Origin of the sequence: Pseudomonas sp. ARP3, from assembly GCF_001029595.1 — a bacterium.
GTDB lineage: Bacteria > Pseudomonadota > Gammaproteobacteria > Pseudomonadales > Pseudomonadaceae > Aquipseudomonas > Aquipseudomonas rhodesiae.
The window spans coordinates 434,057-460,420 of sequence record NZ_LEKF01000002.1 but is presented as its reverse complement, the minus strand read 5'-3'; the positions used below and the strand labels follow the sequence as shown (position 1 = coordinate 460,420).

Genomic DNA, 26,364 nt, shown 5'->3' with positions numbered 1-26,364 from the left:
GATTCTCACAGTCAGTGTGCCTGGCCATGCCAGGGCACTAATTTACGCTGCAGGGCACGCAGGCCCATTTCCAGGGCGAAGGCGATCAGGGCTATGACCAAAATCCCCAGCACCACCACATCGGTCACCAAAAACTGCGCCGCCGACTGCACCATAAACCCCAGCCCACTGGTGGCCGCGATCAGTTCAGCGGCCACCAGCGTCGACCAGCCCACCCCCAGGCCAATGCGCACACCGGTGAGAATGTCGGGCAGGGCGCTTGGCAGAATTACATGACGTATCAATTGCGCGCGGGTTGCCCCCAGGGACTGCGCCGCACGCAGCTTGGCCGGGTCGACGGTGCGTACGCCGGTGGCGGTGGCGATCGCGATGGGCGCAAAGATCGCCAGGTAGATCAGCAGCACCTTGGACAGCTCGCCAATGCCGCACCAGATCACGATCAACGGCAGATAGGCCAGCGGTGGAATAGGCCGATAAAACTCGATCAACGGGTCGAAGATGCCACGGGCGATGCGGTTGGCTCCGATGGCGATCCCCACCGGCACGGCGGTCAACACCGCAAAACCCAGGCCCAGGCCGATGCGGCTGAGGCTGGCGGCCAGGTGCTGCCATAAGGTGGAATCCATATAACCGCTGGTCGCCAGCAACCAGCCTTTTTGCAGCACAGCGGCCGGCGGCGGCAGAAACAGCGGCTCGATCACACCGGTGGCAGTCACGGCCCACCAAGCGATCAGCAAGGTAGTGAGGGTCAACAGGCTGATCCAGCGCGTGCTCAGGCTGCGGCGGACCGGAATGGGCGTTTGTGTTGCCGGCTCGGTGGTGATGACAGGAAGTTCGTAGCTGCTCATGGGGATACCTGCCGTTGCGAGAACACCTTGCCCAAGACATGTTCGCGGGTTTCGATAAAGCGCGGATCGGACTTGATCGCTCGCGCCGACTCGCCGGCGGCATAGCGTTGGCCGAAATCCAGGCGCAGACGTTCGACGATCTGGCCAGGGTTGGGCGCCAGCAGAATCAGATCGGTGGCGAGAAATACCGCTTCTTCAATGTCGTGGGTGATCAGAAACACCGGCTTGGCCGTGCGCCGCCAGACTTGCAGCAGCAGCTCCTGCATCTGTTCGCGGGTGAAGGCATCCAGGGCGCCGAACGGCTCATCCATCAGCAATACGCGCGGGTCGGCGGCCAATGCGCGGGCCAGGCCGACACGTTGCTTCTGGCCACCGGACAGTTGCCAGATGCGGCGGTGGTCGAAACCGGCCAAGTCCACCAGTGCCAGCATTTCCCGCGCGCGGGCTTCACGCTGTGTTTTAGGCACGCCGGCCAATTCCAGGCCGAAGCCAACATTGGCCAGCACGTCCTGCCAGGGCAGCAGCGCATCGTCTTGAAACACCACGCCACGCTCGGCGCTCGGGCCTTTGACCGGCACGCCGTCGAGGCTGATACGCCCGGCGCTGGGTTCGACGAAGCCGGCGATCAGGTTCAACAGTGAAGTCTTGCCACTGCCGGACGGGCCGAGAGCCACCAGCAATTGCTGGGGCCCCAGGTCCAGTGAGATATCCGCCAGCACCGGTGCCGGGGCGCCTGGGTACTGTGCGCTGATGCGCTCCAGTTGTAGCAAGGCCATCGCGATGAACTCCCGAATCAGTGGCTAATGAACTGTGCGCTGACGTATGGGGCGTAATCCGGCAGTACCGCTTCGACTTTGCCCTGTTCCTTGAGGAATGCGGCGGTGTCGGTTACGGCCTGGGTGGTCGGCGCGCCGAGCAGGGTGATTTGGTCTGCGGCCAGCGGGTAGACGTTGCCTTGCAGCAGTTGTGGGATATCACTGGACTTGGCGCCGGAGAGCTTGACCAGTTTGTCGACGTTGCCTGTGTTGGCCAGCCAGGCTTGCGGGTCTTTTCGATAGTCCGCGTAGGCATCCAGCGTAACCTTGGCGAAAGCCTTGACGATTTCCGGATGCTTCTCGGCGAAATCCTTACGCACGATCCAGGCATCGAAAGTCGGTGCGCCGAATTTGGCCAGTTCGCCGGAAGTGATCAGCACCTTGCCGTTTTCCTTGGCTACGCCCAGTGCCGGGTCCCATACGTAGGTGGCGTCGATATCGCCGCGCTTCCAGGCTGCAATGATCGCCGGCGGTGCGAGGTTGAGGATGGTCACCTTGGACGGGTCAATGTTCCAGTGCTTCAGCGCGGCCAAGAGGCTGTAGTGGCCGGTGGACACGAATGGCACGGCGACTTTCTTGCCGATCAGGTCTTGCGGGCTGTTGATCCCCGAACCGTCACGCGCCACCAGCGCCTCGGCGCCGCCGATCTGCGTCGCGACCAGAAAGGTTTGCACCGGCACTTTGCGCGTAATCGCGGCGGTCAGTGGGCTGGAACCGAGGTAACCGATCTGCACGTCGCCGGAGGCAATGGCGGCGATGATGTCCGCACCGTTATCGAATTTGCGCCAGTCGATCTTGGCGTTGGCGGCTTTTTCGTAAGCGCCGTCGGCCTGCGCGACTTTGGCCGGGTCGACGGTGGTCTGGTAGGCAATGGTTACATCCGCCGCCTGGGCAAACAGGCTGGCACCGGCCAGGGACAATGCGGCCAACAGGCGCAGAGGGGTAAGCAGTTTCAAGGGGAGTCTCCTCAATCAGGCGGCCGAGGCTCGGCGTGAGAGGAGACTAAATGATCTAAGAATCGAAAAATAAATAACTTTTTCGAATTAGCTTATGTGGGTAAGGGTGAAGGGAGCCTTGAGCTTGATTGGGGGCAAATGTGGGATGAGGCTTGCCCCCGATGGCGGTAGTTCAGCCACTGGTGGGTTGACTGGCCCAGTACAATCGGGGGCAAGCCCCCTCCTAATGGACCGAGTTCGGTCTTAGTTACTGATCGCCAGAATACTCGCCTGGTACGAGCCGACAAACACGTCGAAATCGCCCACTTCGTTCTGCTCCAGTTCCGCCTGCTGCGCCAGCGATGTGCGTGCCAGCTCCTCAAAACGTGCCTGCTCTTCAGCCGGCAACGGCTCGCGGCGGAAGTATTCGGCGTGCACTTCGCTCTGATGCAGCGAGAACTGCGCGAAACTCTCTTTGCGCTCGGCCATCGCCGCCAGCACCTGGGCCGACGGTGTCAGGGACGGGTCATTGACCTTGGCCAGTTGGGCGTCCAACGCGTGACTGTGTTCGGTGATGCCGTGGCTTTCATCGAGCAGGGCGGCCAGCGGAGCGATTTGTTCCAACAATTCGGTGGCCCATTCCTTCATGTCCACGGCCTGGCCCTGACGCTGCAATTGCAGGCCCGGACGGCGGCCTTCCTTGACCACGCTGAGGAAGTTGGAGGTGGCGTTGCTGCACTCGTTGTTGGCGAACAGCGGGCTCTCGTTGAGGGCGCAGTACAGCAGGAACGCGTCAAGGAAGCGCGACTCCGGCAGGTCGATGCCCATCGGCAGGAACGGGTTGATATCCAGGCAACGCACTTCAATGTACTGGATACCCCGCGCCATCAGCGCCTGGATTGGCCGTTCGCCGGTGTAAGTCACGCGCTTGGGACGGATGTTGGAGTAGTACTCGTTTTCAATCTGCAGGATGTTGGTGTTGAGCTGCACCCACTCACCGTCCTTATGCGTGCCGATTTCGACGTACGGCGCGTAGGGCGTTGCCACCGCTTTGCGCAAGCTGTCGGTGTAGCTCGCCAGGTCGTTGTAGCAGGGCGTCAGGCCGGCCTGGGCGTTACTCTGGTAACCCAGGTCACTCATGCGCAGGCTGGTGGCGTAAGGCAGATACAGGGTGTCGGCGTCGAGTACTTCCAACTGGTGCGAACGTCCGCGCAGGAACCCGGCATCCAGGGCCGGCGAAGCACCGAACAGGTACATCAGCAGCCAGCTGTAGCGGCGGAAATTGCGGATCAGCGCGATATACGCGTCGGACTGGAAGTCACGATCAGTGCCGACATAGCCCTCGTCTTGCTTGAGCAGCGGCCACAATTTTTCCGGCAGCGAGAAGTTGTAGTGGATGCCGGCGATGCACTGCATGGTCTTGCCGTAACGCAGGGCCAGACCTTTGCGATACACATACTTGAGTTGTCCGATATTGGAGGTGCCGTAGTAGGCAATCGGAATATCTTCTTCGGCCGGCAATGGGCACGGCATCGAAGGACTCCACAGGTATTCGCTGCCCAGCTTGGTGTAGGCGAACCGATGGATTCTTTCCAGGCTGCTCAGGGTATCGGCCGGGTTGGGCAGGGCTGGGGTGATGAACTCCAGCAGCGATTCCGAGTAGTCAGTGGTGATCTGTTCGTGGGTCAACGCAGCGCCCAGGGCTTCGGGGTGCGGCGTCTGCGCCAGGCGACCTTCACCCGTGACACGTAGGCATTCGCGCTCGATGCCGTGCAGGCACTGCTCTAGCAGGGAGAGGTGTTCGCGCTTGCCGAGCAGGGCCAGGCGGCGGTTGAGAAGTTCGCTCAAGTTGGATTCCTTCACGCGTCAGTCGCCCCAATATGGGGGTGGGCAGGACGGTCTACAAGGGTGAAGTTAAAACTGGCGTGATCGCCTGGTTTTGAGTCAAGTTGACCCGCTTTGAAAAAGCCTACTTCATTCCATGAATTGGGCTATAGCACAGCGAGAAAATTCCGACGCTGTTTAAGCAGCGCCGAAATTAACTCAAATCGAGGGTGGGGAGCTATAGGACAGCGAACGTGCCCTGTGCTTTTGCGACAAGTCTTTCGCCTTGGTACACATCCGCCTCGACCACCAACGTGCGCCGGCCGGCGTGAACGATGCGGCTGGTGCACAGCACCTCACCGTCTTCCACGGCGCGGATGTAATTGATCTTGCATTCGATGGTCGCGCTCTGCTGGTCGAAACCATGGGAACTGGAGCAAGCCAGTCCCATGGTGATGTCCACCAGACTGAAAATCGCCCCGCCATGCAGCTTGCCCGCGCGGTTGCGCAGATGCGGCTCCAGGCTCAGGGCCACCTCGGCAACGCCCTGCTCCAGGCGTTGCAGGCGGCAGCCGATCAGTTCGCTGAACGCGCTCTGGGTCAAGCCGGCCGGGATCTCCATCAACGCTTCTTCAACTGTTTGGCATTGGCGAACAGCGAGGCCATGGCGTTGTTGCTAGGCGCCGCGGTGGTGGTTTCCTTGCGCGGTGCGCTGTTCTGCGACTGACGCGGCGCCGAGCCAGGACGAGCGCCCCGCGCGCCATCGATTTTTTCACCGGGGGTGTCGCTCATACGCATCGACAGGCCAACGCGTTTGCGCGGGATATCCACTTCCATGACCTTGACCTTGACCACGTCACCGGCCTTGACCGCTTCGCGCGGGTCCTTGATGAATTTCTCCGAAAGCGCGGAGATATGCACCAAACCGTCCTGATGCACGCCGATATCTACAAAGGCGCCGAAGTTGGTCACGTTGGTCACCACACCTTCGAGGATCATGCCCAGTTGCAGGTCCTTGAGGTCTTCGACACCGTCCTGGAACTCGGCGGTCTTGAACTCGGGACGTGGGTCGCGGCCCGGTTTTTCCAGTTCTTGCAGGATGTCGGTGATAGTCGGCACGCCGAAGGTTTCGTCGGTGTACTTCTTCGGGTCCAGGCGCTTGAGGAACGCGGCGTCGCCAATCAGCGAGCGGATGTCGCGGTCGGTCTCGGCGGCAATGCGCTGCACCAGCGGGTAGGCTTCCGGGTGGACCGCCGAGGCGTCCAGTGGGTTGTCGCCGTTCATGACGCGCAGGAAACCGGCAGCCTGCTCGAAGGTTTTTTCGCCCAGGCGCGCGACTTTTTTCAGCGCGGCGCGGGTTTTAAAGGCGCCATTTTCATCGCGGTGGTTGACGATGTTCTGCGCCAGGGTGGCGTTGAGGCCGGAAATCCGCGCCAGCAGCGCCACCGAGGCGGTGTTGACGTCCACGCCCACGGCGTTCACGCAGTCTTCGACGACCGCGTCCAGTCCGCGTGCCAGCTTCAACTGCGACACGTCGTGCTGGTACTGGCCGACGCCGATGGATTTAGGGTCGATCTTCACCAGTTCGGCCAGCGGGTCCTGCAGGCGACGGGCAATGGACACCGCGCCACGGATCGACACGTCCAGGTCCGGGAATTCCTTGGAGGCCAGCTCCGATGCCGAGTACACCGACGCACCCGCTTCGGACACCATGACCTTGGTCATCTTCATGGCTGGGTATTTTTTGATCAGTTCGGCGGCCAGTTTGTCGGTTTCACGGCTCGCGGTGCCGTTGCCGATGGCAATCAGGTCTACCGAGTGCTTGGCGCACAGGGCGGCGAGGATCGCAAGCGTCTGGTCCCACTTGTTATGCGGCACATGCGGATACACGGTCGCGTGGTCCAGCAGCTTGCCGGTGGCGTCCACCACCGCGACCTTGCAACCGGTGCGCAGGCCCGGATCGAGCCCCAGGGTAGCGCGCGGGCCGGCCGGGGCGGCCAGCAGCAGGTCGTGCAGGTTGTGGGCGAACACGTTGATCGCTTCGGTCTCGGCGCCGTCGCGCAGCTCGCCGAGCAGGTCGGTTTCCAGGTGGGTGTAGAGCTTGACCTTCCACGTCCAGCGCACGACTTCACTGAGCCACTTGTCCGCAGGACGGTTCTGATTCTGGATGCCGAATTGTTGACCGATCATCCCTTCGCACGGGTGCATGGTGCCCGGCAGTTCGTCGCCGACTTTCAGCGCGGAGCTGAGAATACCTTCGTTGCGGCCACGGAAAATGGCGAGGGCACGGTGGGAAGGCATGCTCTTGAGCGGTTCGTCGTGTTCGAAATAGTCACGGAACTTGGCGCCTTCTTCCTCCTTGCCGGCGATTACGCGAGCGCTGAGGATGGCTTCTTGCTTCAAGTAGTTACGCAGTTTTTCCAGCAGGCTGGCGTCTTCGGCGAAGCGCTCCATCAAGATGTACTTGGCGCCTTCCAGCGCGGCCTTGGTGTCGGCGACGCCTTTTGCGGCATCGACAAAGCGCGCGGCTTCGGTTTCCGGCGTCAGGGACGGGTCGTTGAACAACCCATCGGCCAATTCGCCGAGGCCGGCTTCCAGGGCGATCTGGCCCTTGGTGCGGCGTTTCTGTTTGTAGGGCAGGTAAAGGTCTTCGAGGCGGGTCTTGGTGTCCGCGAGCTTGATGTCGCGCTCCAGTTGCGGGGTCAGCTTGCCCTGTTCCTCGATGCTGGCGAGGATGCTGATGCGCCGTTCGTCGAGTTCTCGCAGGTAGCGCAGGCGCTCTTCCAGATGCCGCAGTTGGGTATCGTCGAGGCTGCCGGTCACTTCTTTACGGTAACGGGCGATGAAGGGCACCGTGGAGCCTTCATCCAGTAGAGCGACGGCCGCTTCGACCTGTTGTGGGCGTACACCGAGTTCCTCGGCGATGCGGCTGTTGATGCTGTCCATAAAACCACCTGAAATTCTGAAAAGCAGCTCGGGAGCCCGGTAAACAAGGCGTTGCGAGGCAAGTTGAGCGGCCCGACCGGCGCCGCTGCCTGGGTCAAGAGGCAGCCTATTGACCCTCGAAATCGAAAAAATCGCGACAAACCTGTGAAAAAACCCGGCAGTAAACGGTAACGATCTGACGTTGCCCTGCACGACGGCGCGGCATTATAACCAGCGTTCTGCTCTTGGGGGGTACTGTGCCGGAGGGGTGTAGGGCGCGGGTTCGCTGGCAGTAGAGGAAAAATCTGCTAACAATGCACACGGTGCGTATAACGGCAGCTACGCCATAATGCGCGCCGAGATAAGAGGAGCATCCAATGAGCAGCACTGCACAAACTGCTGAAGGCGAAAAAATTCTCATCGTTGATGACGATCCGGGGCTGAGCAGCCTGCTGGAGCGTTTCTTCAACTCCAAGGGCTATCGTGCCCGCGCGGTACCGAACACCGAGCAAATGGACCGCCTTCTGGGGCGCGAAGTCTTCAACCTGGTCGTGCTCGATCTGATGCTTCCCGGCGAAGATGGCTTGACTGCGTGCAAGCGTCTGCGCGGCGCCAACAACCAGATTCCAATCATCATGCTCACCGCCAAGGGCGATGAGCTGAGCCGCATCAAGGGTCTCGAACTGGGCGCCGATGACTACCTGGCCAAACCTTTCAACCCTGACGAGTTGATGGCGCGTGTCAAAGCTGTACTGCGTCGCCAGGCGCCAGCGGTGCCGGGTGCTCCGGGTAGCGAAGATGAAAGCGTGACCTTTGGCGATTACGAGCTGTCGCTGGCGACCCGCGAACTCAAGCGCGGTGATGAAGTGCACATGCTGACCACCGGCGAATTTGCCGTGCTGAAAGCGCTGGTGATGAACGCCCGCCAGCCGCTTACCCGTGACAAGTTGATGAACCTGGCCCGTGGTCGCGAGTGGGATGCCTTGGAACGTTCCATCGACGTGCAGATCTCCCGTCTGCGCCGGATGATCGAACCGGACCCGTCCAAGCCGCGCTATATCCAGACAGTGTGGGGCGTGGGTTACGTGTTCGTGCCGGATGGCACCGCTACCAAGTGACCGATGATTTGCAGAGGTGGGCATCCCGGCATTTGACCCCGTAAAGGTCGACGGGATGCTCGGCGTCTGCAATTCTGCGAGCGCCGCTCATTCTTGCAAGGTGTCCAGCTGTCCTCTATGAAAACCCCGTTGTGGTTCCCGCAAAGTTTCTTCTCCCGCACCCTCTGGCTGGTGCTGATCGTCGTTCTGTTTTCCAAGGCACTCACGCTGGTTTATCTGCTGATGAACGAGGATGTGCTGGTGGACCGGCAATACAGCCACGGCGTTGCTCTTACACTGCGTGCCTATTGGGCCGCTGACCCAGAGAATCGCGAGAAAATCGCCAAGGCTGCCACCCTGGTGCGTGTGGCCGGCGCCGGTGTGCCGGAAGGCGAGCAGCATTGGCCCTACAGCGAGATTTACCAGCGTCAAATGCAGGCCGAATTGGGCAAGGACACCGAAGTGCGGCTGCGCATGCATGTGTCACCGGCGTTGTGGGTGCGTGCGCCAAGCCTGGGTGAGGATTGGCTGAAAGTGCCGCTGTATCCGCATCCATTGCGCGGGCAGAAAATCTGGAACGTATTGGGCTGGTTCCTGGCCATCGGCTTGCTTTCGACGGCGTCCGCGTGGATCTTCGTGCGTCAGCTTAACCAACCGCTGAAGCGCCTGGTGTTCGCTGCCCGGCAGTTGGGCCAGGGCCGCAGTGTGCGACTGCCGGTGAGTGACACACCCAGTGAAATGACGGAGGTATACGGCGCCTTCAACCAGATGGCGGAAGACGTCGAACAGGCCGGTCGCGAACGCGAGTTGATGTTGGCGGGGGTGTCCCACGATCTGCGCACACCTTTGACACGCCTGCGCCTCTCCCTGGAGTTGATGGGCAACCATACGGACCTGACGGATGACATGATCCGGGACATTGAGGACATGGACGCCATCCTCGATCAGTTCCTGGCATTTATCCGTGACGGCCGCGATGAGGTGGTCGAACAAGTCGATCTCACCGATCTGGTGCGTGAGGTCGTCGCCCCCTATAACCAAAATGGCGAACAGGTACGCATGCGCCTGGAACCGATCCAGCCGTTCGCGCTGCGGCGGGTGTCGATGAAGCGCCTGTTGAACAACCTGATTGGCAACGCCCTTCATCACGCCGGTACGGATGTGGAAGTGGCGGCGTACGTGTCCGGCGATAGCGCTGCGCCTTATGTGGTGCTGAGTGTGATGGACCGCGGCACCGGCATTGATCCTGCGGAGCTGGAAGGCATCTTCAACCCCTTTACCCGAGGTGATCGTGCGCGCGGAGGCAAAGGGACAGGCTTGGGCTTGGCGATTGTGCGGCGGATTGCGTCGATGCATGGCGGCAATGTCGAGCTGCGCAATCGCGAGGGAGGCGGGCTGGAGGCGCGGGTGCGGTTGCCGCTTGGGCTGATGTTGCCTAGAGACGCGGTATAAAAAAACAGCGGCAAGTTTCGAAGCTTAAAGCCGCAAGCAAAAGGCAGACAGCTTTTGCCCTTTCTTGCAGCTTATAGCTTGAAGCAAACAGCTGCGTCCCTAACCCTTGCCCTTGGTCCTGGTCATATTCGGCCCGCCATTCTTTTCCAGATGCTGAATGATGATCCCCGCCACATCCTTGCCCGTGGTGGTTTCGATCCCTTCCAGGCCGGGTGAGGAGTTCACTTCCATCACCAGCGGGCCATGGTTGGAACGCAAAATATCCACGCCTGCCACCGCCAGGCCCATCACCTTGGCTGCTCGTAGCGCGGTCATGCGTTCTTCCGGAGTGATTTTGATCAAGCTGGCGCTGCCGCCACGGTGCAGGTTGGAGCGGAATTCCCCCGGCTTGGCCTGGCGCTTCATCGCCGCGATGACTTTGTCACCCACCACGAAGCAGCGAATATCCGCACCGCCGGCTTCCTTGATGTACTCCTGCACCATGATGTTCTGCTTGAGCCCCATGAAGGCTTCGATCACCGACTCGGCTGCGGTGGCGGTTTCACACAGCACCACGCCGATGCCTTGGGTGCCTTCCAATACCTTGATCACCAGCGGTGCGCCGTTGACCATTTCGATCAGGTCCGGGATGTCGTCGGGGGAGTGGGCGAAACCGGTGACTGGCAAGCCGATGCCTCGGCGCGACAACAATTGTAGAGAACGCAGTTTGTCCCGTGATCGAGCAATGGCGACCGATTCATTCAGTGGAAATACGCCCATCATTTCAAACTGGCGCAAGACCGCGCAGCCATAGAAGGTCACCGACGCGCCAATGCGTGGGATGACCGCGTCGAAACCCTCCAGAGGCTTGCCCCGGTAGTGAATCTGCGGCTTGTGGCTGGCAATGTTCATATAGGCACGCAACGTGTCGATCACCACCATTTCATGGCCACGTTCGGTGCCGGCTTCGACCATGCGGCGGGTGGAATACAGACGCGGGTTTCGCGACAGCACAGCAATCTTCATGCAGCACCTGGGGCAGAAATAGTAGAGACCGGGAACACCGGCTTGTCTTGAACATACTTGACGCCGGGATTGACCACCAATTGGCCGTCAATCAGCGCCTTGGAACCCAGCAACAGGCGGTAACGCATGGCTTTGCGGCAGGCCAGGGTGAACTCCACCCGCCATACCCGATCACCCAACGCCAGCGTGGTGCTGATCACATAGCGTACCTGTGCATGGCCGTTGGAGCTTTTGATGGTTTTCATCGTCACCAAGGGCGCTTCGCAGCGACGATGGCGCAATTGCACCACGCTGCCCAGGTGCGCGGTGAAGCGCACCCATTTTTCACCGTCGCGTTCGAACGGCTCTATGTCGGTGGCGTGCAGACTGGAGGTGCTGGCGCCGGTGTCGATCTTCGCGCGCAGGCCTGCCACGCCCAGGTCGGGAAGGGCCACCCACTCACGCAGACCCACAACGGTCAAATGATCAAATGTCTTCAATATGGCTAACCGCTCAATTCGCCCAGGCCTGGGAGGGAATCTCGGCCAAAGCATTGAATGCGGGCCTGGCGAACCAATAGCCCTGCATCAGAAATATTCCACAGTCGGACAGGAAGTCTCGCTCACCAGCACTTTCGATGCCTTCGGCGATGACAGTAACCCCCAACTGCTCACAGATTGTGACAATCCCCCGGACGATTACCTGGCGAACACGATCCTTGTCGACATCGCGAATCAGCGCCATATCGAGTTTGATCAAGTCAGGTTGGAAATCGGCCAGCAGGTTCAGCCCCGAATAGCCCGCGCCGAAATCATCGATGGCGGTCTTGAAGCCGAATTCTCGATATTCACGCAGAATATTCGTCAAATGGCGATAGTTATCTACATGCTCGCTTTCCAGTGTCTCGAAAATCAGCTGGTTCAGCGGAAAATTGTGCGCGCGAGCCGCTTCGAGTGTGCTGCGGATACACAACTCCGGACGGTACACGGCATTAGGCATGAAGTTGATTGAAAGATGAGTTTGCATCCCCAGCGCAGCGGCCCCGGCAATTGCCTGGGTCCGGCAGCGCTGGTCGAAGCGGTAACGGTTGCTTTCGTTAACCTGTTGCAGCACCGAGAGCGCCCCTTCTCCGTTGACGCCACGCACCAGCGCCTCATTGGCAAAAATCGAATGGTCCCTAAGGTCTACGATAGGCTGGTAGGCGAACGCAAAATCGAACCCCAAAGGTTCGCTCTGCTGGCAGCCCACGCACCGTTGACCCGGCGAGGTGAGTGAAAGGGGAAAGTCGGTCACGGCGTATCCTCGCGAAAACGGGGTGCTACCTGGCGTATCTTAGGCGAGCCTTGGGATTTATGCGTCGAAGGGTTTCAACGGTAAAGTTGCGACATTTTTCAGAGAGAGGAATTCAAGTGGCTCAAAAGCAGGAAGAGGAAGACAAGGTCCGCTTGGACAAGTGGCTGTGGGCGGCGCGCTTCTATAAAACCCGCGCCTTGGCCAAGGCTGCTATTGAAAGCGGCAAAGTGCATCACCGAGGGGAACGCTGCAAGCCGGGTAAAGAGCCGCGTGTTGGCGATGAGTTTGAGATTCGTACGGGGTTTGATGAAAAGACCATCGTGGTCCAGGCATTGTCGATCGTGCGTCGCGGTGCACCTGAAGCCCAGACGCTGTACGTCGAAACCCAAGCCAGCATCGCCAAGCGCGAACAAGCGGCGGCGATGCGCAAGGCCGGGGCGTCAGGCCTGACTACTGACGGTAAACCGAGCAAGAAGCAACGCCGCGACCTGTTTAAGTTTCGCGGCAGTGGCAATGATGATTGATTGCGCCAATCACACTGTCAGCGCGGCGTTAAGTGAAGGTCCGCATGACGCTCAGTCGACCGAGCACGGGCAGTTTGCCAAATAATCTGAAGATCGGTGCTGTTACCCGCAGCAGTACCCCGGACACCTTCGCGGCAAAAGGCGTGTAATAACCCCAACCCAAGGCCAGCAGCGCCAGTAATACCCCACCGATGTAATCGTCCTGACCCCAATGCGCGCCGGCGACCAGGCGCGGCATCATGAACAGCAGCGCCAAGCCCCAGATCACCAGCACTTGGCCGATGCGTTTGGCAAACACGCTCATGAACATCCCCCAGATCAAGAGCACCGACGCATGATCGCCGGGAAAGCTCTGGCTGGAGCGATCCTTCAACTCCCAGGTTTTTTCCAGCCCTGGGAAATAGTCGCTCATCTGGATAGCGCCGCTGATCATCATCGACGGGCTGCTGTGTTGCCAGCCCATCTGCGCTGCGAGTTTGGAAAACAGCATGCGAATAAACAGCAGCAATAGCAGGATGCTGAAGAACCCGAAAAACGCCTGGCGAACCTGCACGGCTTTAAACACCCAATCGCCACGAATCAACAGCGCCAGCAGAATCAACCCGACGACTGCATCGAACGGTCGCAAACTCGCTACGGCCCACACATGCAGCCAGGCTGAACTTGTGGCCAGCGGGTCATTGAGCAGATGAAATAGCCATTCGTCGAAAACCACGCACAGCATCTGCCCCGTGGGCCATAGCCAAAAGCACAGCAGCCCGATAGCGAGTAGATTGCAGAGCGCCCAGCCCCCGAGGTTCCACCTGGCTTGGAACAAACCCGGATTGTTCATAAACTGTTCCTCTTCGCTCTGTAAAATCGCACCAGTTTGGTGCCAAAGCGTTTAATTTTATAAACTTTGTAACCATTTTGTCATCACTTCAGATATCCGACCTATGACTGATTTGCCGCATACAGACTTCACCCAACGCTTCATCTTCGACGACAGCGACGCTCGCGGCGAACTGGTGTCGCTGGAACTCAGCTATGCCGAAGTCCTTGCCAAACACGCCTATCCAGAGCCGGTCGCGCAATTGCTCGGCGAGCTGATGGCCGCGGCGGCGCTGCTGGTGGGGACCATGAAATTCGACGGTTTGCTGATCCTGCAGGCGCGCTCCGAGGGCCCGATTCCGCTGCTGATGATCGAGTGTTCCAGCGAGCGTGATATTCGTGGTCTGGCCCGCTACGAGGCCGAGTTGATCGCCCCGGACGCGAGCTTGTCCGACCTGATGCCCAACGGCGTATTGGCGCTCACCGTCGACCCGACCGAAGGCCAGCGTTACCAGGGGATTGTCGACCTTGACGGTAAAACCCTGTCGGAATGCTTCACTAACTATTTCGTGATGTCGCAGCAAGTTGGCACCAAGTTCTGGCTCAACGCGGACGGCAAGCGCGCCCGCGGCATGCTGTTGCAGCAACTGCCGGCAGATCGCATCAAGGACGAAGACGATCGCGCGGAAAGCTGGCGCCACACCATCGCCCTGGCCGACACGTTGAAAGCCGAAGAGTTACTTGGCCTGGACAACGAAACCATCCTGCATCGCCTCTACCATGAGGAAGAGGTGCGGTTGTTCGATGCACAAAGCCTGCGCTTCCATTGCAGTTGCTCCCGCGAGCGTTCGGGCAATGCCTTGGTCAGCCTGGGCCTGCACGATGCGCAAAATCTTGCGGTGGAGCATGGCGGTAAGGTGGAGATCGACTGCCAATTCTGCAATCAGCGCTACCTATTCGATGCCGCCGATATAGCCCAATTGTTCGCTGGCGCAGGCGTCGATACCCCTTCCGGTACCCGTCACTAAAACGTTTAAGTACAGGTAAATCACCTGTGAATCGCCGGATAAGCGCTGTTCTGACGGGAGGGCCCTACTCTTTTTGGGCTTTTCTGGCATAATCCGGCCCACTTTTTTCGCGGTAGTAGTGCGCAACTTTCTACTACAAAACGTTTGGAGCACTCGGCCATAGGCCGACGGGGAACCTCATGACGCAAGCCAATAACGCCGTATACACCGATCTGAGTGTTGACGATCTGGTCAAAGAAGCCCTGCAGCGCGGTGAAGGCGTGCTTGCCGATACTGGCGCGCTGGTCGTAGAAACCGGGCACCGCACCGGCCGTTCGCCAGTCGACCGTTTCATCGTTGAAGAGCCTTCCACTCAGGACGCCATCGCCTGGGGCCCGATCAACCGCAAGTTCCCAGCCGACAAATTCGACGCTCTGTGGGCTCGCGTCGAGGCGTTCAACAACGCGCAAGAGCATTTCGTTTCCCACGTTCATGTAGGTGCTTCCGAAGCTCACTACCTGCCGGTGAAGATGACCACCCAGACTGCTTGGCAGAACCTGTTCGGTCGTTGCCTGTTCATCAACCCGGCGAAATACAACCCGGCGGGTCGCGACGAATGGCAAGTGCTCAACGTGGCCAACTTCGAGTGCGTGCCGGAGCGCGACGGCACTAACTCCGACGGTTGCGTGATCCTCAACTTCGCCCAGAAAAAAGTGCTCATCGCGGGTATGCGTTACGCCGGCGAAATGAAGAAAGCCATGTTCTCGGTGCAGAACTTCCTGCTGCCGGCCGCCGACGTACTACCGATGCACTGCGCCGCCAACATCGGCGAAGCAGGCGACGTGACCCTGTTCTTCGGCCTGTCGGGCACTGGTAAAACCACCCTGTCCGCCGACGAAAGCCGTTACCTGATCGGTGACGACGAACACGGCTGGGGCGAGGGCGTAGTGTTCAACATCGAAGGCGGTTGCTATGCCAAGTGCATCGACCTGTCCGAGAAGAATGAACCGGTCATCTGGAAAGCTATCAAGCACGGTGCCGTGTTGGAAAACGTGGTGATCGACGATGCCAAGCACGCCGACTACACCAACGTGAGCCTGACCCAGAACAGCCGCGCCGCTTACCCGTTGGAGCACGTTGCCAAGCGTTCCGAGAAGAACCTGGGCGGCGAGCCTAATGCGGTGATCTTCCTGACCTGCGACCTGACTGGCGTACTGCCGCCAGTGTCGATCCTCAGCGAAGAACAAGCGGCCTATCACTTCCTGTCCGGCTACACCGCGCTGGTGGGCTCCACCGAAATGGGTTCGGGCAGCGGCATCAAGTCCACCTTTTCCACCTGCTTCGGTGCGCCGTTCTTCCCACGTCCGGCCGGCGAATACGCAGAGCTGTTGATCAAGCGTATCCGCGGTTTCGGCTCCAAGGTTTACCTGGTCAACACCGGCTGGACCGGCGGGGGCTACGGCGTTGGCAAGCGCTTCAACATCCCGACCACCCGCGGCGTGATCGCAGCGATCCAGAGCGGCGCGTTGGTCGGTGCTGAAACCGAACATCTCGACACCATCAACCTCGACGTGCCATTGGCCGTACCGGGCGTTGAAACCGGCCTGTTGAACCCACGTAACACCTGGGCTGACAAAGCCGCTTACGATGAAGCAGCGAAGGCCCTGGCTGGTCTGTTCATCGAGAACTTCAAGAAGTTTGAAGTGAGCGATGCGATCAAGGCTGCGGGTCCGAAGTTGTAAGATTCGGGAACTGTGAAAAAGCCGCCCCTTGTGGGCGGCTTTTTTATGGGCGTCAGGCTGGCGAAGATACCCTTGTGGGAAGGCTTGGTGTTTTGCGCTCAGCTCAGGTTTTCCAGTGTTTGCGTGTCCCAACTGTGGGTTTTGATGGCCAGGTAGAGCATGCCAATGGTTAGCGGGACCTTGTCGCCATGCCCTTTGCTGCGACGTTTGAGGAACACGTCAAAGACCGGTGGGTTGAAGTAGCGATAAGTGTCGTAGTCGCCCAGGTCGAGGGCAAACTCCTGCTCCAGTGCTTCCATAAGCTGCTTGGCTTCACTGCCGTCACAGCCCAAGTCGAAATTAAGTGAGGTTTGCAGGCGGATGGTCTTGTGTTTAGGTAGACCGATTTCTTCGTGCAGCAATTGCAAGAGTTGCTGCATAACGGGGTCTTCGGGGAAGTTGGGGGCGAGGTTCATGATGGGCGCACTCAAGAGTGGGTGAGGAGGATGGTTGCGTTGTAGGCGGTATTTGTTTCGAGTGATGAAGAGCGCTAAGCCCACCAAGAACACAAAGACAGGCAGGAACGGCATTCTGAGGATCACTGCTACGTAGGGTAGGAGGAACGTCAAAATAAGGCCTGTTATGAGGCAAGTGACAGCGAAGCGCTTTCTGAGCAGAGGGTCTGTTATGTGATAGTGCAGCACCCAATAGATAATGAGAAAAGAAGCGAATTGAAGATAAAGGGCCATGTTACTAAGACTCGCCCGAGTAGACATGCATTGAAAGTATTGACCGCTGAGGCCCTATGCCTCCTTTCACACTGGCATCCAGACCGATGATGATGTCTCCTGCGTGATATCTGCGAAGCTTGCCGGAAATCGAATCGCCAACGAAGCCCGCGGCGACTGTTGAAACCGCAACCCCCGGCGCTTTCACCGCACCGGAGAATATTTGTTTGATGAGCACGTTTTGGTCGTTTAGCCGATCGGCCTGACTCCGACTTAACGGAAAGGAAACCGCCACCGCCATATCGCACGGCAAGTCTCTGGCCAGCATTTTTTCGTACAACCTGCTTATCTGATCACGCACTTGCCGTGCTCGCGTTTTTGCTTCGCGCACACATAGATTGGCTAAAGCATTCCGATTTTCAGGCACAACAGTGAAGCGCATCACTGTGAACGTGACGCCATAGTGGCCGATGTGTTGAGTCCTTTCGATGTTCACGGGGTTCTGCCGAGAAAGTAGAGACCGCGTTATTTTCATGCAGTTACGGCTAGCTTCTATAGAGGGGTAAGCGGGCGTTTGGAGCAGTTTGGGAAGGGGATGTCGTGGCGTTTGGTGATTTCCTACAACTGTTTCCGGCATTCGTGGCTAGGCAGCGACGCACCGGGTAGAACTGGTCAAATGTGGAAGCCGGGCTTGGCCACAATCACTGATCTAAAGGTCTACTGATACACCGCTCAAAAATCGCCTCCAAGCCCCGATAGTCACACGCCACGGCATCAATATTCGCCGGTATCCATGCTGCCTGTTTCACCAGCCACCAATTCACCGAAAACCCCGCATTTACGATGATCTGTTCGAACAAAATTCGCTGCGCCCGGCCGTTGCCTTCGCGGAAAGGATGGATGACGTTGAGGTCGCCATAAGCTTCGGCGATTTGTGTCACCAGTTCGGCTTGGCTTGTGCCGACGAACCAGTTTGCCTCTTCCATATGCCGAATGATCTTTGCCGCTTCCGGCTGGATGCGTTCCGGGGTGCAGAACAGGGTGTCGCCTTTCTGGATGTTGACGCTGCGCAGTTCGCCGGCCCAGTCGTAAATGTCGCTGAACAGCGTGCGGTGGAGGTATTGCAGGCGTTCTAGGTCGTAGGGAGGAGGGAAGAGCGGAAGGTTGCTCACGGCAATTTCGGATAATTCCCGCTCGGCTTGGTGCAGTTTGTGTTCATCGTGCAAATCGAGGCGATTGCGCAGGACGCTGCTACCGGGGTAGCAGTACGGGTCCTGGCCTACCCCGTATTTGTCGAGCATCAGCGTGGAGTGTTGCGGTACTTGGCAAGCACGGCTTCGCGGGTCGGCAGGGGTTTGTCGGCGTCGGCCGGTTGGGTCTCGAACCCTTCCAGGCGCAGGCTCGCCAGGTAATTGGAACGGCGGATCTTGTGGTAGTGATCCTGTTTCTGCTCAAAGGTCAGTTCGCTCATCGCAGCGTCCTCCTGGGTGGCAAGGCTTGATTGTAGCGCAATGCGTCAGCTGGAAGGCGGGATAAAAACCACGTCACATTTTGTATAAATACTCCGCCATCGGGCTGAATTCAGCGTATGTTTCACCGCAAAATCTTGTAGGGCGATTCCGCCCTCTAATTAAAGGGAGTTAAGCATGGGTTTGCTTCGTGTTGCTTCGGCGATGTCATTGTGTGCGGTAGCTTTTTCGATCCAGGCTGAGCAGTTGCCGATCGAAGTGCTCAGTGCGGTGGTCAAGGACCAGAAAATCGCCGACGCCGAAGTATTGCTGCAGCGCAATGGCGCACAGAACGTGGTGGGCCGCACCAACGCCCAAGGCCAAATGACGCTGACCAGCGAAGCCGCCGATGATGCGAGCAATCTGCTGATCATCAAAAAGCCTGGCTATTCCAACCTGGTGGTCAAGTGTCCCTGCGCGGGCATGACCTATGCGATCAGCCCGGTTATGGAGAATCTCGACGGCCTGCGTGTCGTGCTGACCTGGGGCAAGACGCCGGAAGATCTCGATTCCCACATGATCTTCCCGGGCAACAATATCTACTTCGAAAACAAGCAGGGCACTGACGCCGAGTTGGACGTGGACGACGTCGACAGTTATGGCCCGGAAACCATCACCCTGCAGAAAAAACACTACGGCGAAAGTTATGTATATGCCGTGCATGACTTCACCAACATTGCTAATCCGGGCTCGCGCCAGCTGTCCAACAGCGAAGCCAAGGTGTTTGTGTACATGGGCCAGTCCCTGGTGCGCACTTACTATGTGCCGAAGAACCGCAGCGGCAACCTGTGGACCGTGTTCCGCATGACCGGCAGCGGTGACTTCCAGGACATCAACACCTTCAGCGGTGTAAAGGTGGACGCCAAGGACGTGCTCGACGAAGTCAAACCGCTGCTGGATGACAGCGTCGCCGTAACGGCAGTAGCCGTTAGCTCCTCCGCACAAGCGGATGCGAAACGTCTGAACGTGCAAGGTGAAGCGGCCTACCAGGCCGGCAACCTGGATCAGGCCATCGAGTTGTTCCGTCAGGCCATCGACCTGGATAACAGCTTCGGTAAAGCCTACGGCAACCTGGGCTTGGCCTATCAGAAGGCCGGTAACACCGCCGAGTCGATCTGGGCCAACCGCAAGGCCATCGCCCTGGCCACTGGTGCGAACGCTGCGACTGTACGTGCCGGTGCTTACTACAACATCGCACGGATCTACGAAGCGGCCGGGCAATTCTCCGACGCGTTGCGTCACTACCAGTTGGCCAAGGAACAGAAGGCTAACCCGGTATATGACACGGCGATTGAGCGTGTGCAGAACCGCTGATTCAGCACTTAGCGCTGTTCTGAACAACTGTGGGAGGGGATGACCCTCCCACAGCTGTTTGTGGTGTTCCTACAACTACAGTCGCCCTTGTCGAATTTGGCCCAAGGCCATGGCTGTACCCTGTGTATCATCCTGTCTCGTTTTTCCATGCGACCTTTCTCGATTCGCTGAACCGGCTGAACTACGTTTTAAAGCCACCTTCAGCGGTCAATGGAGTGACAGCCTATGCACGACACCCTCCAGCAGGTCTTTGGTTATCCACAGTTTCGTACGGGCCAGAAAGACACCGTCAGCGCTGTGCTGGCCGGGCGTTCGGCCGCCGCCATTTTCCCGACCGGATCGGGTAAGTCTCTGTGTTACCAACTGTCGGCGGTGTTGCTGCCACATTTGACGTTGGTGGTATCGCCGCTGCTGGCGCTGATGCAGGATCAATTGGGCTTCCTGCAGCGTCACGGTATTTCGGCGGGCAGTATCGATTCGGCGCAAAGCCGCGAGGATGCCAATGACGTGATGGCCCGAGCGCGTTCCGGTGAATTGAAAATCCTGATGATTTCCGTGGAGCGCTTGAAGAACGAGCGTTTTCGCAACTTTCTGCAGAGCGTGCGGATATCGCTGCTAGTGGTGGATGAAGCCCACTGTATTTCCGAATGGGGCCACAACTTTCGCCCGGACTATCTGAAGCTGCCGGACTACCAGCGTCAGTTCAATATCCCACAGGCGCTGTTGCTGACGGCTACGGCGACGCCCGAGGTGATTGCCGATATGCAGACGAAGTTCGCCATCGCTGCGAACGATGTGGTCACCACCGGCTTCTACCGGCCCAACCTTAACCTGTTAGTCGAGCCGGTGAGCGGTGCAGACAAGCGTCGCAGGTTGATCCAGTGGATGAACGAGCGGGCCGGCCAGCCAAGTATCGTCTACGTCACCCTGCAGAAAACCGCCGAGCAGATTGCCGAACACCTGAACCGTCATGGCATCCAGGCTGAGGCTTATCACGCCGGTCTGCCCCACGATAAGCGCGAGGGCATTCAGCAGCGCTTCATGGAAGGGCGCTCCAATTGCATCGTGGCCACCATCGCGTTTGGTATGGGGATCGACAAAAGTGACATCCGCAATGTGGTGCACTTCGACCTGCCCAAATCCATTGAAAACTACAGCCAGGAAATCGGCCGCGCCGGTCGCGATGGCCGGCCGTCCGACTGTTTGGTGCTGGCCAACCGCGACAGCCTCAATGTGCTGGAAAACTTTGTCTACGGCGATACGCCCGAACAGGAAGGCATCCTGCGGGTGCTGGAGCAGTTGCAGGCAGCGCGCGGTGAAGGGCAGTGGGAGTTCTTGCTCAGGTCATTGGCGGATCACAGCAATATCCGCGAACTGCCACTCAAGACGCTGCTTGTGCAACTGGAACTCAGGGGCGTAATCGCGCCCCGCTATGCGTTCTACGCCGAATACCGCTTTAAGTACCTGGTCGAGCCCGAGGCATTGTTGGCGCGGTTTTCCGGTGAACGGCAGCAGTTTGTCGCGGCGATCATCCAGGTGTGCAAGCGGGCAAAAACCTGGGCGACGGTAGATTTCGATGCGCTCCACCAGCAGCACAATGCCGTGCGCAGTCGTGTGGTGAAGGCCCTGGATTATTTTCAGGAGCAGGGTCTGATCGAGCTGGAAAGCAAGCAGATGACCGAAGTCTACAGCCTGCTGAATACCGACTTTGATCCACAGGCGCTGAGCCAGGAGTTATACACAGGCTTCAAGCAGCACGAGATTGCGCAGGTGGCGCGAATTCACGCCATGCTGGAGCTGTTCGCCACCGAGCACTGCCTGGGGCAGCGACTGGCGCGCTATTTCGGCGATGAAAACGCGCCTCAACGTTGCGGGCATTGTTCGGTCTGCCATGGCCAGGTGGCGCACCTGCCGCCGCCGCCGAGTTTGCCGGCGCTTGTGGATAAAAACTTTATGGGGCTGTGCGGTGATTTTATCCACAGGCATCATGAGCACACCGGTCACCTACCCGGCGCCGAGCGACTGACGCGCTTTCTGGGCGGTATCAGCGTGCCGTTGTTCACCAAGTTGAAAGCACGAACTATTCCCGGTTTTGCCGCGTTGGAAGACTATCCCTATGCCGAGGTTCGCGCCTGGGCCCAGGCCCATTTGAACGAACTGTAACGCCCATTCGAAGAGAGGTGCCGATGCCTGACTCAATGCCGCAACGTGCTGATTACCGTCACTTCCAGCCGATCATTACGCGCTGGCACGACAACGATGTGTATGGCCATGTTAACAACGTCACCTATTACAGCTTCTTCGACACGGCGGTGAATACCTACCTGATCGACCAGGGCGGGCTGGATATTCATGACGGCGAAGTGGTTGGGTTTGTGGTCAGTTCGTCGTGCGATTACTTTGCGTCGATCGCTTTCCCTGAGTGCATTGAGATCGGCCTGCGCGTAGGCAAGCTGGGCAATAGCTCAGTGCAGTACGAGTTGGCGGTGTTTAAAGCAGGCGAGGAGGAGGCCTGTGCGGCGGGGCGTTTTGTGCATGTGTTTGTGGATCGGAGGACGAACCAGCCGGTGACGATTCCGGGGATGTTGCGCGAGGCGCTGCAGAGGTTGGTGGTGTGACCGCAGAAACCCAATGTGGGAGGGGGCAGCCTCCTGCCACATTGGATTTTGCTGTGTTTTAAGAAATCAACGGTGGCGGTAGTGATGCTTGTTCTTGCGATGCCCGTAAGCATGGCCACGGCCTGGGTGATCGTCACGGTAGTAGCGACGGTCGTCTCGACCACGATAGCCACGGTCATCATCATCGCTCTTATTGCCCATGTAATTGCCCAAGGCACCGCCGGCGCCACCGCCTGCTGCTGAGCCGATCAGTGCGCCCGTGCTGCCGCCGACACTGCGGCCTACAACGTTGCCGCCCGCTGCGCCCAATGCGCCGCCGATGGCTGCTTCGCCACGGCTACGCTTGTCGGCGCCGACCGCGCTACCGCCCGCGCCACCGAGGGCTGCGCCGATCGTCGAACCGGTGTTGCCGCCCAACTGCTGGCCGACCACAGAACCTAGAACCCCGCCCAATGCGCCGCCCACACCGGCTTCGGTGGTGCCACCGGCCATGGCTGCGCCACTGACCAGGCCAAGGGACAACAAGAGAATCGAGGAGAACTTCATTCGGGAAACCTCAAGGGGATGACGGCGCGATCCTGAGGCTGTATTGACATTGTGACAATAGAAATCCGACCAGTAACACGAGTTGTACACAATTCTCTAAGTTACTGTTTTGAATAGGGAACTTAAGTGTTTTTTACGAGTCTTTAGCTACTTCGGAACGGCCGCTTTTATGCAAAAGCGGCCTTTTTTTGTGTCCGAAATGATCGATCAGGCCGAACGCGACATGATCAAACCGCTCTCGCTCGCCGCTTCCAGACGAATCGCTATAAATTTCGACGTTGGCGTATGGCTGCCATCGCCTGTGCTTTCGAGCGGCACCAGTGGGTTTACTTCCGGGTAATAAGCGGCTGCTTGCCCGGCTGGAATATCAAATGCCAGCAGGGTGAAGCCCTTCACACGACGCTCACGGCCGTCTTCCCACAGCGACACGATGTCAGCCTTCTGCCCCGGCTTGAAGCCCAGACGGATGATGTCGGCTTCATTGACGAACAGCACGTCACGCTGACCTTTGACTCCACGGTAGCGGTCGTCCAGGCCATAGATCGTGGTGTTGTACTGATCGTGAGAGCGCATCGACTGCATGATCAGGTCCGGCACCCGGCCAGTGGCGTGGGTGCGCTCGTGGATCAAGTCCTTGGGTAGCACGTTCGGGCGGAAGTTGGCGCGTGTCGACGGCGTGTTCCATTTGCGCGCACCGGCCGCATTGCCGAGGTAGAAGCCGCCCGGGTTTTTGATTTTTTCGTTGAAATCCTTAAAGCCTGGAATGGTGTCGGCAATTAGATCGCGGATGCGCCCGTAGTCGGCCACCAGCCAGTTCCAGTCCACCGGCTGGCTGCCCAGGGTCGCGGCGGCAATGCCGGCCAGAATCGCCGGCTCGGACTTCATCAGGCTCGACAGCGGCTGCAATTGACCATTGGAGCCGTGGACCATGCTGAACGAGTCCTCCACCGTCACCGCCTGCGGCCCTTCGGCCTGGATATCGATGTCGGTACGGCCCAGGCACGGCAGGATCAGCGCCTCTTTGCCGTGCATCAGATGGCTGCGGTTGAGCTTGGTGCTGATCTGCACGGTCAGGTCGCAGTTGCGCAGTGCTTCGAAGGTGCGGGTGCTGTCCGGTGTGGCTTGGGCGAAGTTGCCACCCAGGCCGATAAATACTTTGGAGCGTCCTTCGAGCATGGCGTGGATCGCTTCGACCACGTTGTGGCCATTGGTGCGCGGCACCTGAAACTGGAAGCGGCGCTCCAACGAATCAAGAAACGCAACCGGCGGGCGCTCGTTAATACCCATGGTGCGGTCGCCCTGCACGTTGCTGTGGCCGCGTACCGGGCACAGCCCGGCGCCCGGGCGGCCGATATTGCCGCGCAGCAACATCAGGTTGGCGATTTCCTGGATGGTCGGCACCGAGTGGCGGTGCTGGGTGATACCCATCGCCCAGCACATGATCACGTTCTTGCCTTTGGCGTACATACGCGCCGCTTGCTCGATTTCAACCAGACTCAGGCCTGACTGCTCGACGATCTCTTCCCAAGAGGTATCGTCGATCTGGCCCAGGTACTCCAGCACATTGGCGGTGTGTTCGTTGAGGAAGTCATGGTCGAACACCGTTTCGGTGCCTTCGGCCTGCGCCTGGCGTTCCCACAGCAACAGGAATTTGGCCATGCCGCGCAGGATCGCCATATCGCCGCCCAGCGCCGGGCGGAAGTATGCGGTGTTGGTCGGTTTGTCGCCGTTGGTGAGCATCTCCAGCGGGTGCTGCGGGTGCTGGAAGCGTTCCAGGCCGCGCTCCTTGAGCGGGTTGATGCAGACCACCTGGGCGCCACGTTTGACCGCTTCGCGCAGGGGTTCGAGCATGCGTGGATGGTTGGTGCCGGGGTTCTGGCCCCACACAAAAATCGCGTCGGCGTGTTCGAAGTCATCAAAGGTCACGGTGCCTTTGCCGACCCCCACGCTTTGCGCCAGGGCCACGCCGCTGGCTTCGTGGCACATGTTCGAACAGTCCGGGAAGTTGTTGGTGCCATAGGCGCGTACAAACAGTTGGTACAGGAACGCGGCTTCATTGCTGGCGCGGCCGGAGGTATAGAACTCGGCCATGTCCGGGCTGGGCAGGGCATTGAGGTGCTGGCCGATCAGGTCGAAGGCCGCTTCCCAACTGATGGATTTGTAACGGTCGGTTGCGGCGTCGTAGCGCATCGGCTCGGTCAGGCGGCCTTGGTATTCCAGCCAATAGTCACTTTGCTCCAGCAGCGACGTCACGCTGTGCTTGGCGAAAAACGCCGCATCCACCCGGCGCTTGGTGGCTTCCCAGTTCACGGCCTTGGCGCCGTTTTCGCAGAACTTGACCATGCCGCTTTCCGGCGAGTCGCCCCAAGCACAGCCTGGGCAGTCGAAGCCGCCATTCTGGTTGGTCTTGAGCATCATGCGCAGGTTTTTCAGCGCGTTATCGCTGGTCAACCACGCCTGCGCCACACTGATCAGCGCACCCCAGCCGCCAGCCGGGCCTTTGTAGGGCTTATAGCGCGGTGTGGGGGTTTGGTCGGCTTGATGATGATTGCTCACGGCTGGTTCTCCATCGCAGGGCTGTAGACCCGCGGCGCACTTTTCTGCGGCAGGTGGATGAGATTGAGGTTGTGCCGACGGGCCCATTGCAAGGCCAGGCCGGTGGGCGACGACAGGCTGACCAGGGTCTGGATGCCCGCGCGCAGGACTTTCTGGATCAATTCGAGGCTGCAACGGCTGGTGACAATCGCCACGCCGCCGTCGGTTGGAATTTGTTGACGGACCAATGCACCGATCAACTTATCCAGCGCGTTGTGCCGGCCAATGTCTTCACGGCCGAGCAACAATTCGCCCTGATTATTCATAAACACCGCCGCGTGCACCGCACCGCTGTGCTGGCCGAGAGGCTGGAACGCGCTGATGCGTTGGCGCAGGCCGTCGAGCCACTCAGCAGGCGGCAGGGGCGCGCCGGCCAGCACTTGCAGATCCGGCAGGGCCTGTTCCACGGCTTCTACGCCGCATAACCCACAGCCGCTGGTGCCCGCTAACTGACGACGCTGCTGTTTGAGGTTCCAAAAAGCGCGGCTGGAGATCTGTACCTGGGCGTATTGCGCAGAGCCCGAGCCGCTAAGCTTCAGGTCATAGATATCGCTGATGTCGGCGATGATGCCGCTGCCCAGGCTGAAGCCGACGATAAAGTCTTCCAGATCCGTAGGCGTCACCAGCATCACCGCTTGGCTGATGTCGTTATAGGCGATCGCCAAAGCCACTTCTTCGGCCAGCGCGGTGCTGGCGAAGTCTGAGTGTCCGAGGGTGCAATACTGGTAGCTCTGGCTGGCGGCCGACGCGGGCGTTTGTGCAGCAGGCGCCGCGCAGGCTGGGCGCTGGGCGTTCATGGGGCGTACCACCGGCGGATTGA

Annotated in this window: 25 protein-coding genes; 8 read left to right on the top strand and 17 right to left on the bottom strand. The window is 59.2% G+C overall.

Annotated elements, in window-relative coordinates:
- Nucleotides 1-11 precede the first annotated feature (11 nt).
- The 6 genes from tauC to ABX75_RS03790 form a co-directional block, all read right to left on the bottom strand.
- A complete protein-coding gene (gene tauC, locus ABX75_RS03815) occupies nt 12-848 on the bottom strand; it encodes a taurine ABC transporter permease TauC (protein WP_034095349.1) in 837 nt (278 codons plus the stop codon).
- Nucleotides 845-1,624: a taurine ABC transporter ATP-binding subunit gene (gene tauB / locus ABX75_RS03810; protein ID WP_034095350.1), complete on the bottom strand. Its 780-nt coding sequence runs from the start codon at nt 1,622-1,624 to the stop codon at nt 845-847. Before tauB ends, tauC begins: the two co-directional genes overlap by 4 nt.
- Nucleotides 1,625-1,641: 17 nt before the next feature.
- Nucleotides 1,642-2,619, bottom strand: a complete 978-nt coding sequence (tauA, locus tag ABX75_RS03805) for a taurine ABC transporter substrate-binding protein (protein WP_047881476.1) — start codon at nt 2,617-2,619, stop codon at nt 1,642-1,644.
- A 243-nt stretch (nt 2,620-2,862) separates the two neighbouring features.
- Nucleotides 2,863-4,446, bottom strand: a complete 1,584-nt coding sequence (gshA, locus tag ABX75_RS03800; RefSeq protein ID WP_047881475.1) for a glutamate--cysteine ligase — start codon at nt 4,444-4,446, stop codon at nt 2,863-2,865.
- A 214-nt stretch (nt 4,447-4,660) separates the two neighbouring features.
- A complete protein-coding gene (locus tag ABX75_RS03795) occupies nt 4,661-5,044 on the bottom strand; it encodes a PaaI family thioesterase (RefSeq protein ID WP_034095353.1) in 384 nt (127 codons plus the stop codon).
- Nucleotides 5,044-7,368 (bottom strand): Tex family protein, encoded by a 2,325-nt coding sequence (locus ABX75_RS03790; protein ID WP_034095354.1) that lies wholly within the window; start codon nt 7,366-7,368, stop codon nt 5,044-5,046. Before ABX75_RS03790 ends, ABX75_RS03795 begins: the two co-directional genes overlap by 1 nt.
- Before the next feature lie 356 nt (nt 7,369-7,724).
- On the opposite strand from ABX75_RS03790, the gene ompR reads away from it, so the two are divergent.
- Nucleotides 7,725-8,465, top strand: a complete 741-nt coding sequence (gene ompR / locus ABX75_RS03785; protein ID WP_034095355.1) for a two-component system response regulator OmpR — start codon at nt 7,725-7,727, stop codon at nt 8,463-8,465.
- A 117-nt stretch (nt 8,466-8,582) separates the two neighbouring features.
- Complete coding sequence (locus tag ABX75_RS03780) at nt 8,583-9,896, top strand: ATP-binding protein (RefSeq protein WP_034095356.1); 1,314 nt, start codon at nt 8,583-8,585, stop codon at nt 9,894-9,896.
- Between the two features lie 99 nt (nt 9,897-9,995).
- On the opposite strand, the gene rimK is transcribed toward ABX75_RS03780, so the two are convergent.
- From rimK to ABX75_RS03765, 3 genes are read right to left on the bottom strand one after another with little or no spacing between them, the layout of a single operon-like run.
- Complete coding sequence (gene rimK / locus ABX75_RS03775) at nt 9,996-10,901, bottom strand: 30S ribosomal protein S6--L-glutamate ligase (RefSeq protein WP_034095357.1); 906 nt, start codon at nt 10,899-10,901, stop codon at nt 9,996-9,998.
- The gene (locus tag ABX75_RS03770; protein ID WP_005783815.1) at nt 10,898-11,380 is read right to left on the bottom strand and encodes an ATP-dependent zinc protease; all 483 of its coding nucleotides are present in this window, start codon (nt 11,378-11,380) and stop codon (nt 10,898-10,900) included. The genes rimK and ABX75_RS03770 overlap by 4 nt, the downstream gene beginning before the upstream one ends.
- Before the next feature lie 13 nt (nt 11,381-11,393).
- On the bottom strand, nt 11,394-12,173 hold the full coding sequence (locus tag ABX75_RS03765; RefSeq protein ID WP_040265300.1) for an EAL domain-containing protein: 780 nt from the start codon (nt 12,171-12,173) through the stop codon (nt 11,394-11,396).
- A gap of 116 nt (nt 12,174-12,289) precedes the next feature.
- On the opposite strand from ABX75_RS03765, the gene ABX75_RS03760 reads away from it, so the two are divergent.
- On the top strand, nt 12,290-12,697 hold the full coding sequence (locus ABX75_RS03760) for an RNA-binding S4 domain-containing protein (RefSeq protein ID WP_034095359.1): 408 nt from the start codon (nt 12,290-12,292) through the stop codon (nt 12,695-12,697).
- A gap of 28 nt (nt 12,698-12,725) precedes the next feature.
- Here the strand turns inward: ABX75_RS03760 and ABX75_RS03755 are convergent, their stop codons facing one another.
- Nucleotides 12,726-13,529: a phosphatase PAP2 family protein gene (locus tag ABX75_RS03755; protein WP_034111319.1), complete on the bottom strand. Its 804-nt coding sequence runs from the start codon at nt 13,527-13,529 to the stop codon at nt 12,726-12,728.
- Between the two features lie 103 nt (nt 13,530-13,632).
- Between ABX75_RS03755 and hslO the strand changes: the two genes are divergently transcribed.
- Together hslO and ABX75_RS03745 are read left to right on the top strand one after the other, a co-directional pair.
- Nucleotides 13,633-14,535 (top strand): Hsp33 family molecular chaperone HslO, encoded by a 903-nt coding sequence (gene hslO, locus ABX75_RS03750; RefSeq protein WP_034095361.1) that lies wholly within the window; start codon nt 13,633-13,635, stop codon nt 14,533-14,535.
- Between the two features lie 179 nt (nt 14,536-14,714).
- Nucleotides 14,715-16,256 carry a phosphoenolpyruvate carboxykinase gene (locus tag ABX75_RS03745; protein ID WP_034111322.1) on the top strand — a complete coding sequence of 514 codons (1,542 nt, stop codon included), beginning with the start codon at nt 14,715-14,717 and terminating at the stop codon, nt 16,254-16,256.
- Between the two features lie 98 nt (nt 16,257-16,354).
- Here ABX75_RS03745 and ABX75_RS03740 read toward each other — a convergent pair whose 3' ends face one another.
- From ABX75_RS03740 to ABX75_RS28205, 4 genes are all read right to left on the bottom strand, one after another.
- On the bottom strand, nt 16,355-16,711 hold the full coding sequence (locus ABX75_RS03740; protein ID WP_034095363.1) for a DUF1493 family protein: 357 nt from the start codon (nt 16,709-16,711) through the stop codon (nt 16,355-16,357).
- Nucleotides 16,712-16,988: 277 nt separating this feature from the next.
- Complete coding sequence (locus ABX75_RS03735) at nt 16,989-17,459, bottom strand: hypothetical protein (RefSeq protein WP_053060072.1); 471 nt, start codon at nt 17,457-17,459, stop codon at nt 16,989-16,991.
- Between the two features lie 205 nt (nt 17,460-17,664).
- Nucleotides 17,665-18,264, bottom strand: a complete 600-nt coding sequence (locus ABX75_RS03730; RefSeq protein ID WP_034095364.1) for a putative adenosine monophosphate-protein transferase Fic — start codon at nt 18,262-18,264, stop codon at nt 17,665-17,667.
- Nucleotides 18,264-18,434, bottom strand: a complete 171-nt coding sequence (locus tag ABX75_RS28205; RefSeq protein ID WP_080758663.1) for a YhfG family protein — start codon at nt 18,432-18,434, stop codon at nt 18,264-18,266. The genes ABX75_RS03730 and ABX75_RS28205 overlap by 1 nt, the downstream gene beginning before the upstream one ends.
- Nucleotides 18,435-18,609: 175 nt before the next feature.
- Between ABX75_RS28205 and ABX75_RS03725 the strand changes: the two genes are divergently transcribed.
- From ABX75_RS03725 to ABX75_RS03715, 3 genes are all read left to right on the top strand, one after another.
- The gene (locus tag ABX75_RS03725) at nt 18,610-19,785 is read left to right on the top strand and encodes a tetratricopeptide repeat protein (protein WP_047881474.1); all 1,176 of its coding nucleotides are present in this window, start codon (nt 18,610-18,612) and stop codon (nt 19,783-19,785) included.
- A gap of 225 nt (nt 19,786-20,010) precedes the next feature.
- Nucleotides 20,011-21,948 (top strand): ATP-dependent DNA helicase RecQ, encoded by a 1,938-nt coding sequence (locus ABX75_RS03720; protein ID WP_047881473.1) that lies wholly within the window; start codon nt 20,011-20,013, stop codon nt 21,946-21,948.
- A gap of 23 nt (nt 21,949-21,971) precedes the next feature.
- A complete protein-coding gene (locus tag ABX75_RS03715; RefSeq protein ID WP_047881472.1) occupies nt 21,972-22,403 on the top strand; it encodes a thioesterase family protein in 432 nt (143 codons plus the stop codon).
- 66 nt (nt 22,404-22,469) lie between these two features.
- On the opposite strand, the gene ABX75_RS03710 is transcribed toward ABX75_RS03715, so the two are convergent.
- The 3 genes from ABX75_RS03710 to fdhD all read right to left on the bottom strand — a co-directional run bounded on the left by ABX75_RS03710 (nt 22,470) and on the right by fdhD (nt 26,341).
- Nucleotides 22,470-22,949: a glycine zipper domain-containing protein gene (locus ABX75_RS03710; RefSeq protein ID WP_034095368.1), complete on the bottom strand. Its 480-nt coding sequence runs from the start codon at nt 22,947-22,949 to the stop codon at nt 22,470-22,472.
- Nucleotides 22,950-23,156: 207 nt separating this feature from the next.
- Nucleotides 23,157-25,505 (bottom strand): FdhF/YdeP family oxidoreductase, encoded by a 2,349-nt coding sequence (locus ABX75_RS03705; protein ID WP_047881471.1) that lies wholly within the window; start codon nt 25,503-25,505, stop codon nt 23,157-23,159.
- Entirely contained in the window at nt 25,502-26,341 is an 840-nt protein-coding gene (fdhD, locus tag ABX75_RS03700) for a formate dehydrogenase accessory sulfurtransferase FdhD (protein ID WP_034095370.1), read from the bottom strand. Before fdhD ends, ABX75_RS03705 begins: the two co-directional genes overlap by 4 nt.
- Nucleotides 26,342-26,364 lie beyond the last annotated feature (23 nt).

What these genes read in the sequence shown, in the direction of transcription:
- tauC (WP_034095349.1), bottom strand. Translation starts at nt 848, where the DNA reads ATGAGCAGCTACGAACTTCCTGTCATCACCACCGAGCCGGCAACACAA.
- tauB (WP_034095350.1), bottom strand. Translation starts at nt 1,624, where the DNA reads ATGGCCTTGCTACAACTGGAGCGCATCAGCGCACAGTACCCAGGCGCC.
- ABX75_RS03795 (WP_034095353.1), bottom strand. Translation starts at nt 5,044, where the DNA reads ATGGAGATCCCGGCCGGCTTGACCCAGAGCGCGTTCAGCGAACTGATC.
- ABX75_RS03790 (WP_034095354.1), bottom strand. Translation starts at nt 7,368, where the DNA reads ATGGACAGCATCAACAGCCGCATCGCCGAGGAACTCGGTGTACGCCCA.
- ompR (WP_034095355.1), top strand. Translation starts at nt 7,725, where the DNA reads ATGAGCAGCACTGCACAAACTGCTGAAGGCGAAAAAATTCTCATCGTT.
- ABX75_RS03780 (WP_034095356.1), top strand. Translation starts at nt 8,583, where the DNA reads ATGAAAACCCCGTTGTGGTTCCCGCAAAGTTTCTTCTCCCGCACCCTC.
- rimK (WP_034095357.1), bottom strand. Translation starts at nt 10,901, where the DNA reads ATGAAGATTGCTGTGCTGTCGCGAAACCCGCGTCTGTATTCCACCCGC.
- ABX75_RS03755 (WP_034111319.1), bottom strand. Translation starts at nt 13,529, where the DNA reads ATGAACAATCCGGGTTTGTTCCAAGCCAGGTGGAACCTCGGGGGCTGG.
- hslO (WP_034095361.1), top strand. Translation starts at nt 13,633, where the DNA reads ATGACTGATTTGCCGCATACAGACTTCACCCAACGCTTCATCTTCGAC.
- ABX75_RS03745 (WP_034111322.1), top strand. Translation starts at nt 14,715, where the DNA reads ATGACGCAAGCCAATAACGCCGTATACACCGATCTGAGTGTTGACGAT.
- ABX75_RS03740 (WP_034095363.1), bottom strand. Translation starts at nt 16,711, where the DNA reads ATGAACCTCGCCCCCAACTTCCCCGAAGACCCCGTTATGCAGCAACTC.
- ABX75_RS03730 (WP_034095364.1), bottom strand. Translation starts at nt 18,264, where the DNA reads ATGCTCGACAAATACGGGGTAGGCCAGGACCCGTACTGCTACCCCGGT.
- ABX75_RS28205 (WP_080758663.1), bottom strand. Translation starts at nt 18,434, where the DNA reads ATGAGCGAACTGACCTTTGAGCAGAAACAGGATCACTACCACAAGATC.
- ABX75_RS03725 (WP_047881474.1), top strand. Translation starts at nt 18,610, where the DNA reads ATGGGTTTGCTTCGTGTTGCTTCGGCGATGTCATTGTGTGCGGTAGCT.
- ABX75_RS03720 (WP_047881473.1), top strand. Translation starts at nt 20,011, where the DNA reads ATGCACGACACCCTCCAGCAGGTCTTTGGTTATCCACAGTTTCGTACG.
- ABX75_RS03715 (WP_047881472.1), top strand. Translation starts at nt 21,972, where the DNA reads ATGCCTGACTCAATGCCGCAACGTGCTGATTACCGTCACTTCCAGCCG.
- ABX75_RS03710 (WP_034095368.1), bottom strand. Translation starts at nt 22,949, where the DNA reads ATGAAGTTCTCCTCGATTCTCTTGTTGTCCCTTGGCCTGGTCAGTGGC.
- fdhD (WP_034095370.1), bottom strand. Translation starts at nt 26,341, where the DNA reads ATGAACGCCCAGCGCCCAGCCTGCGCGGCGCCTGCTGCACAAACGCCC.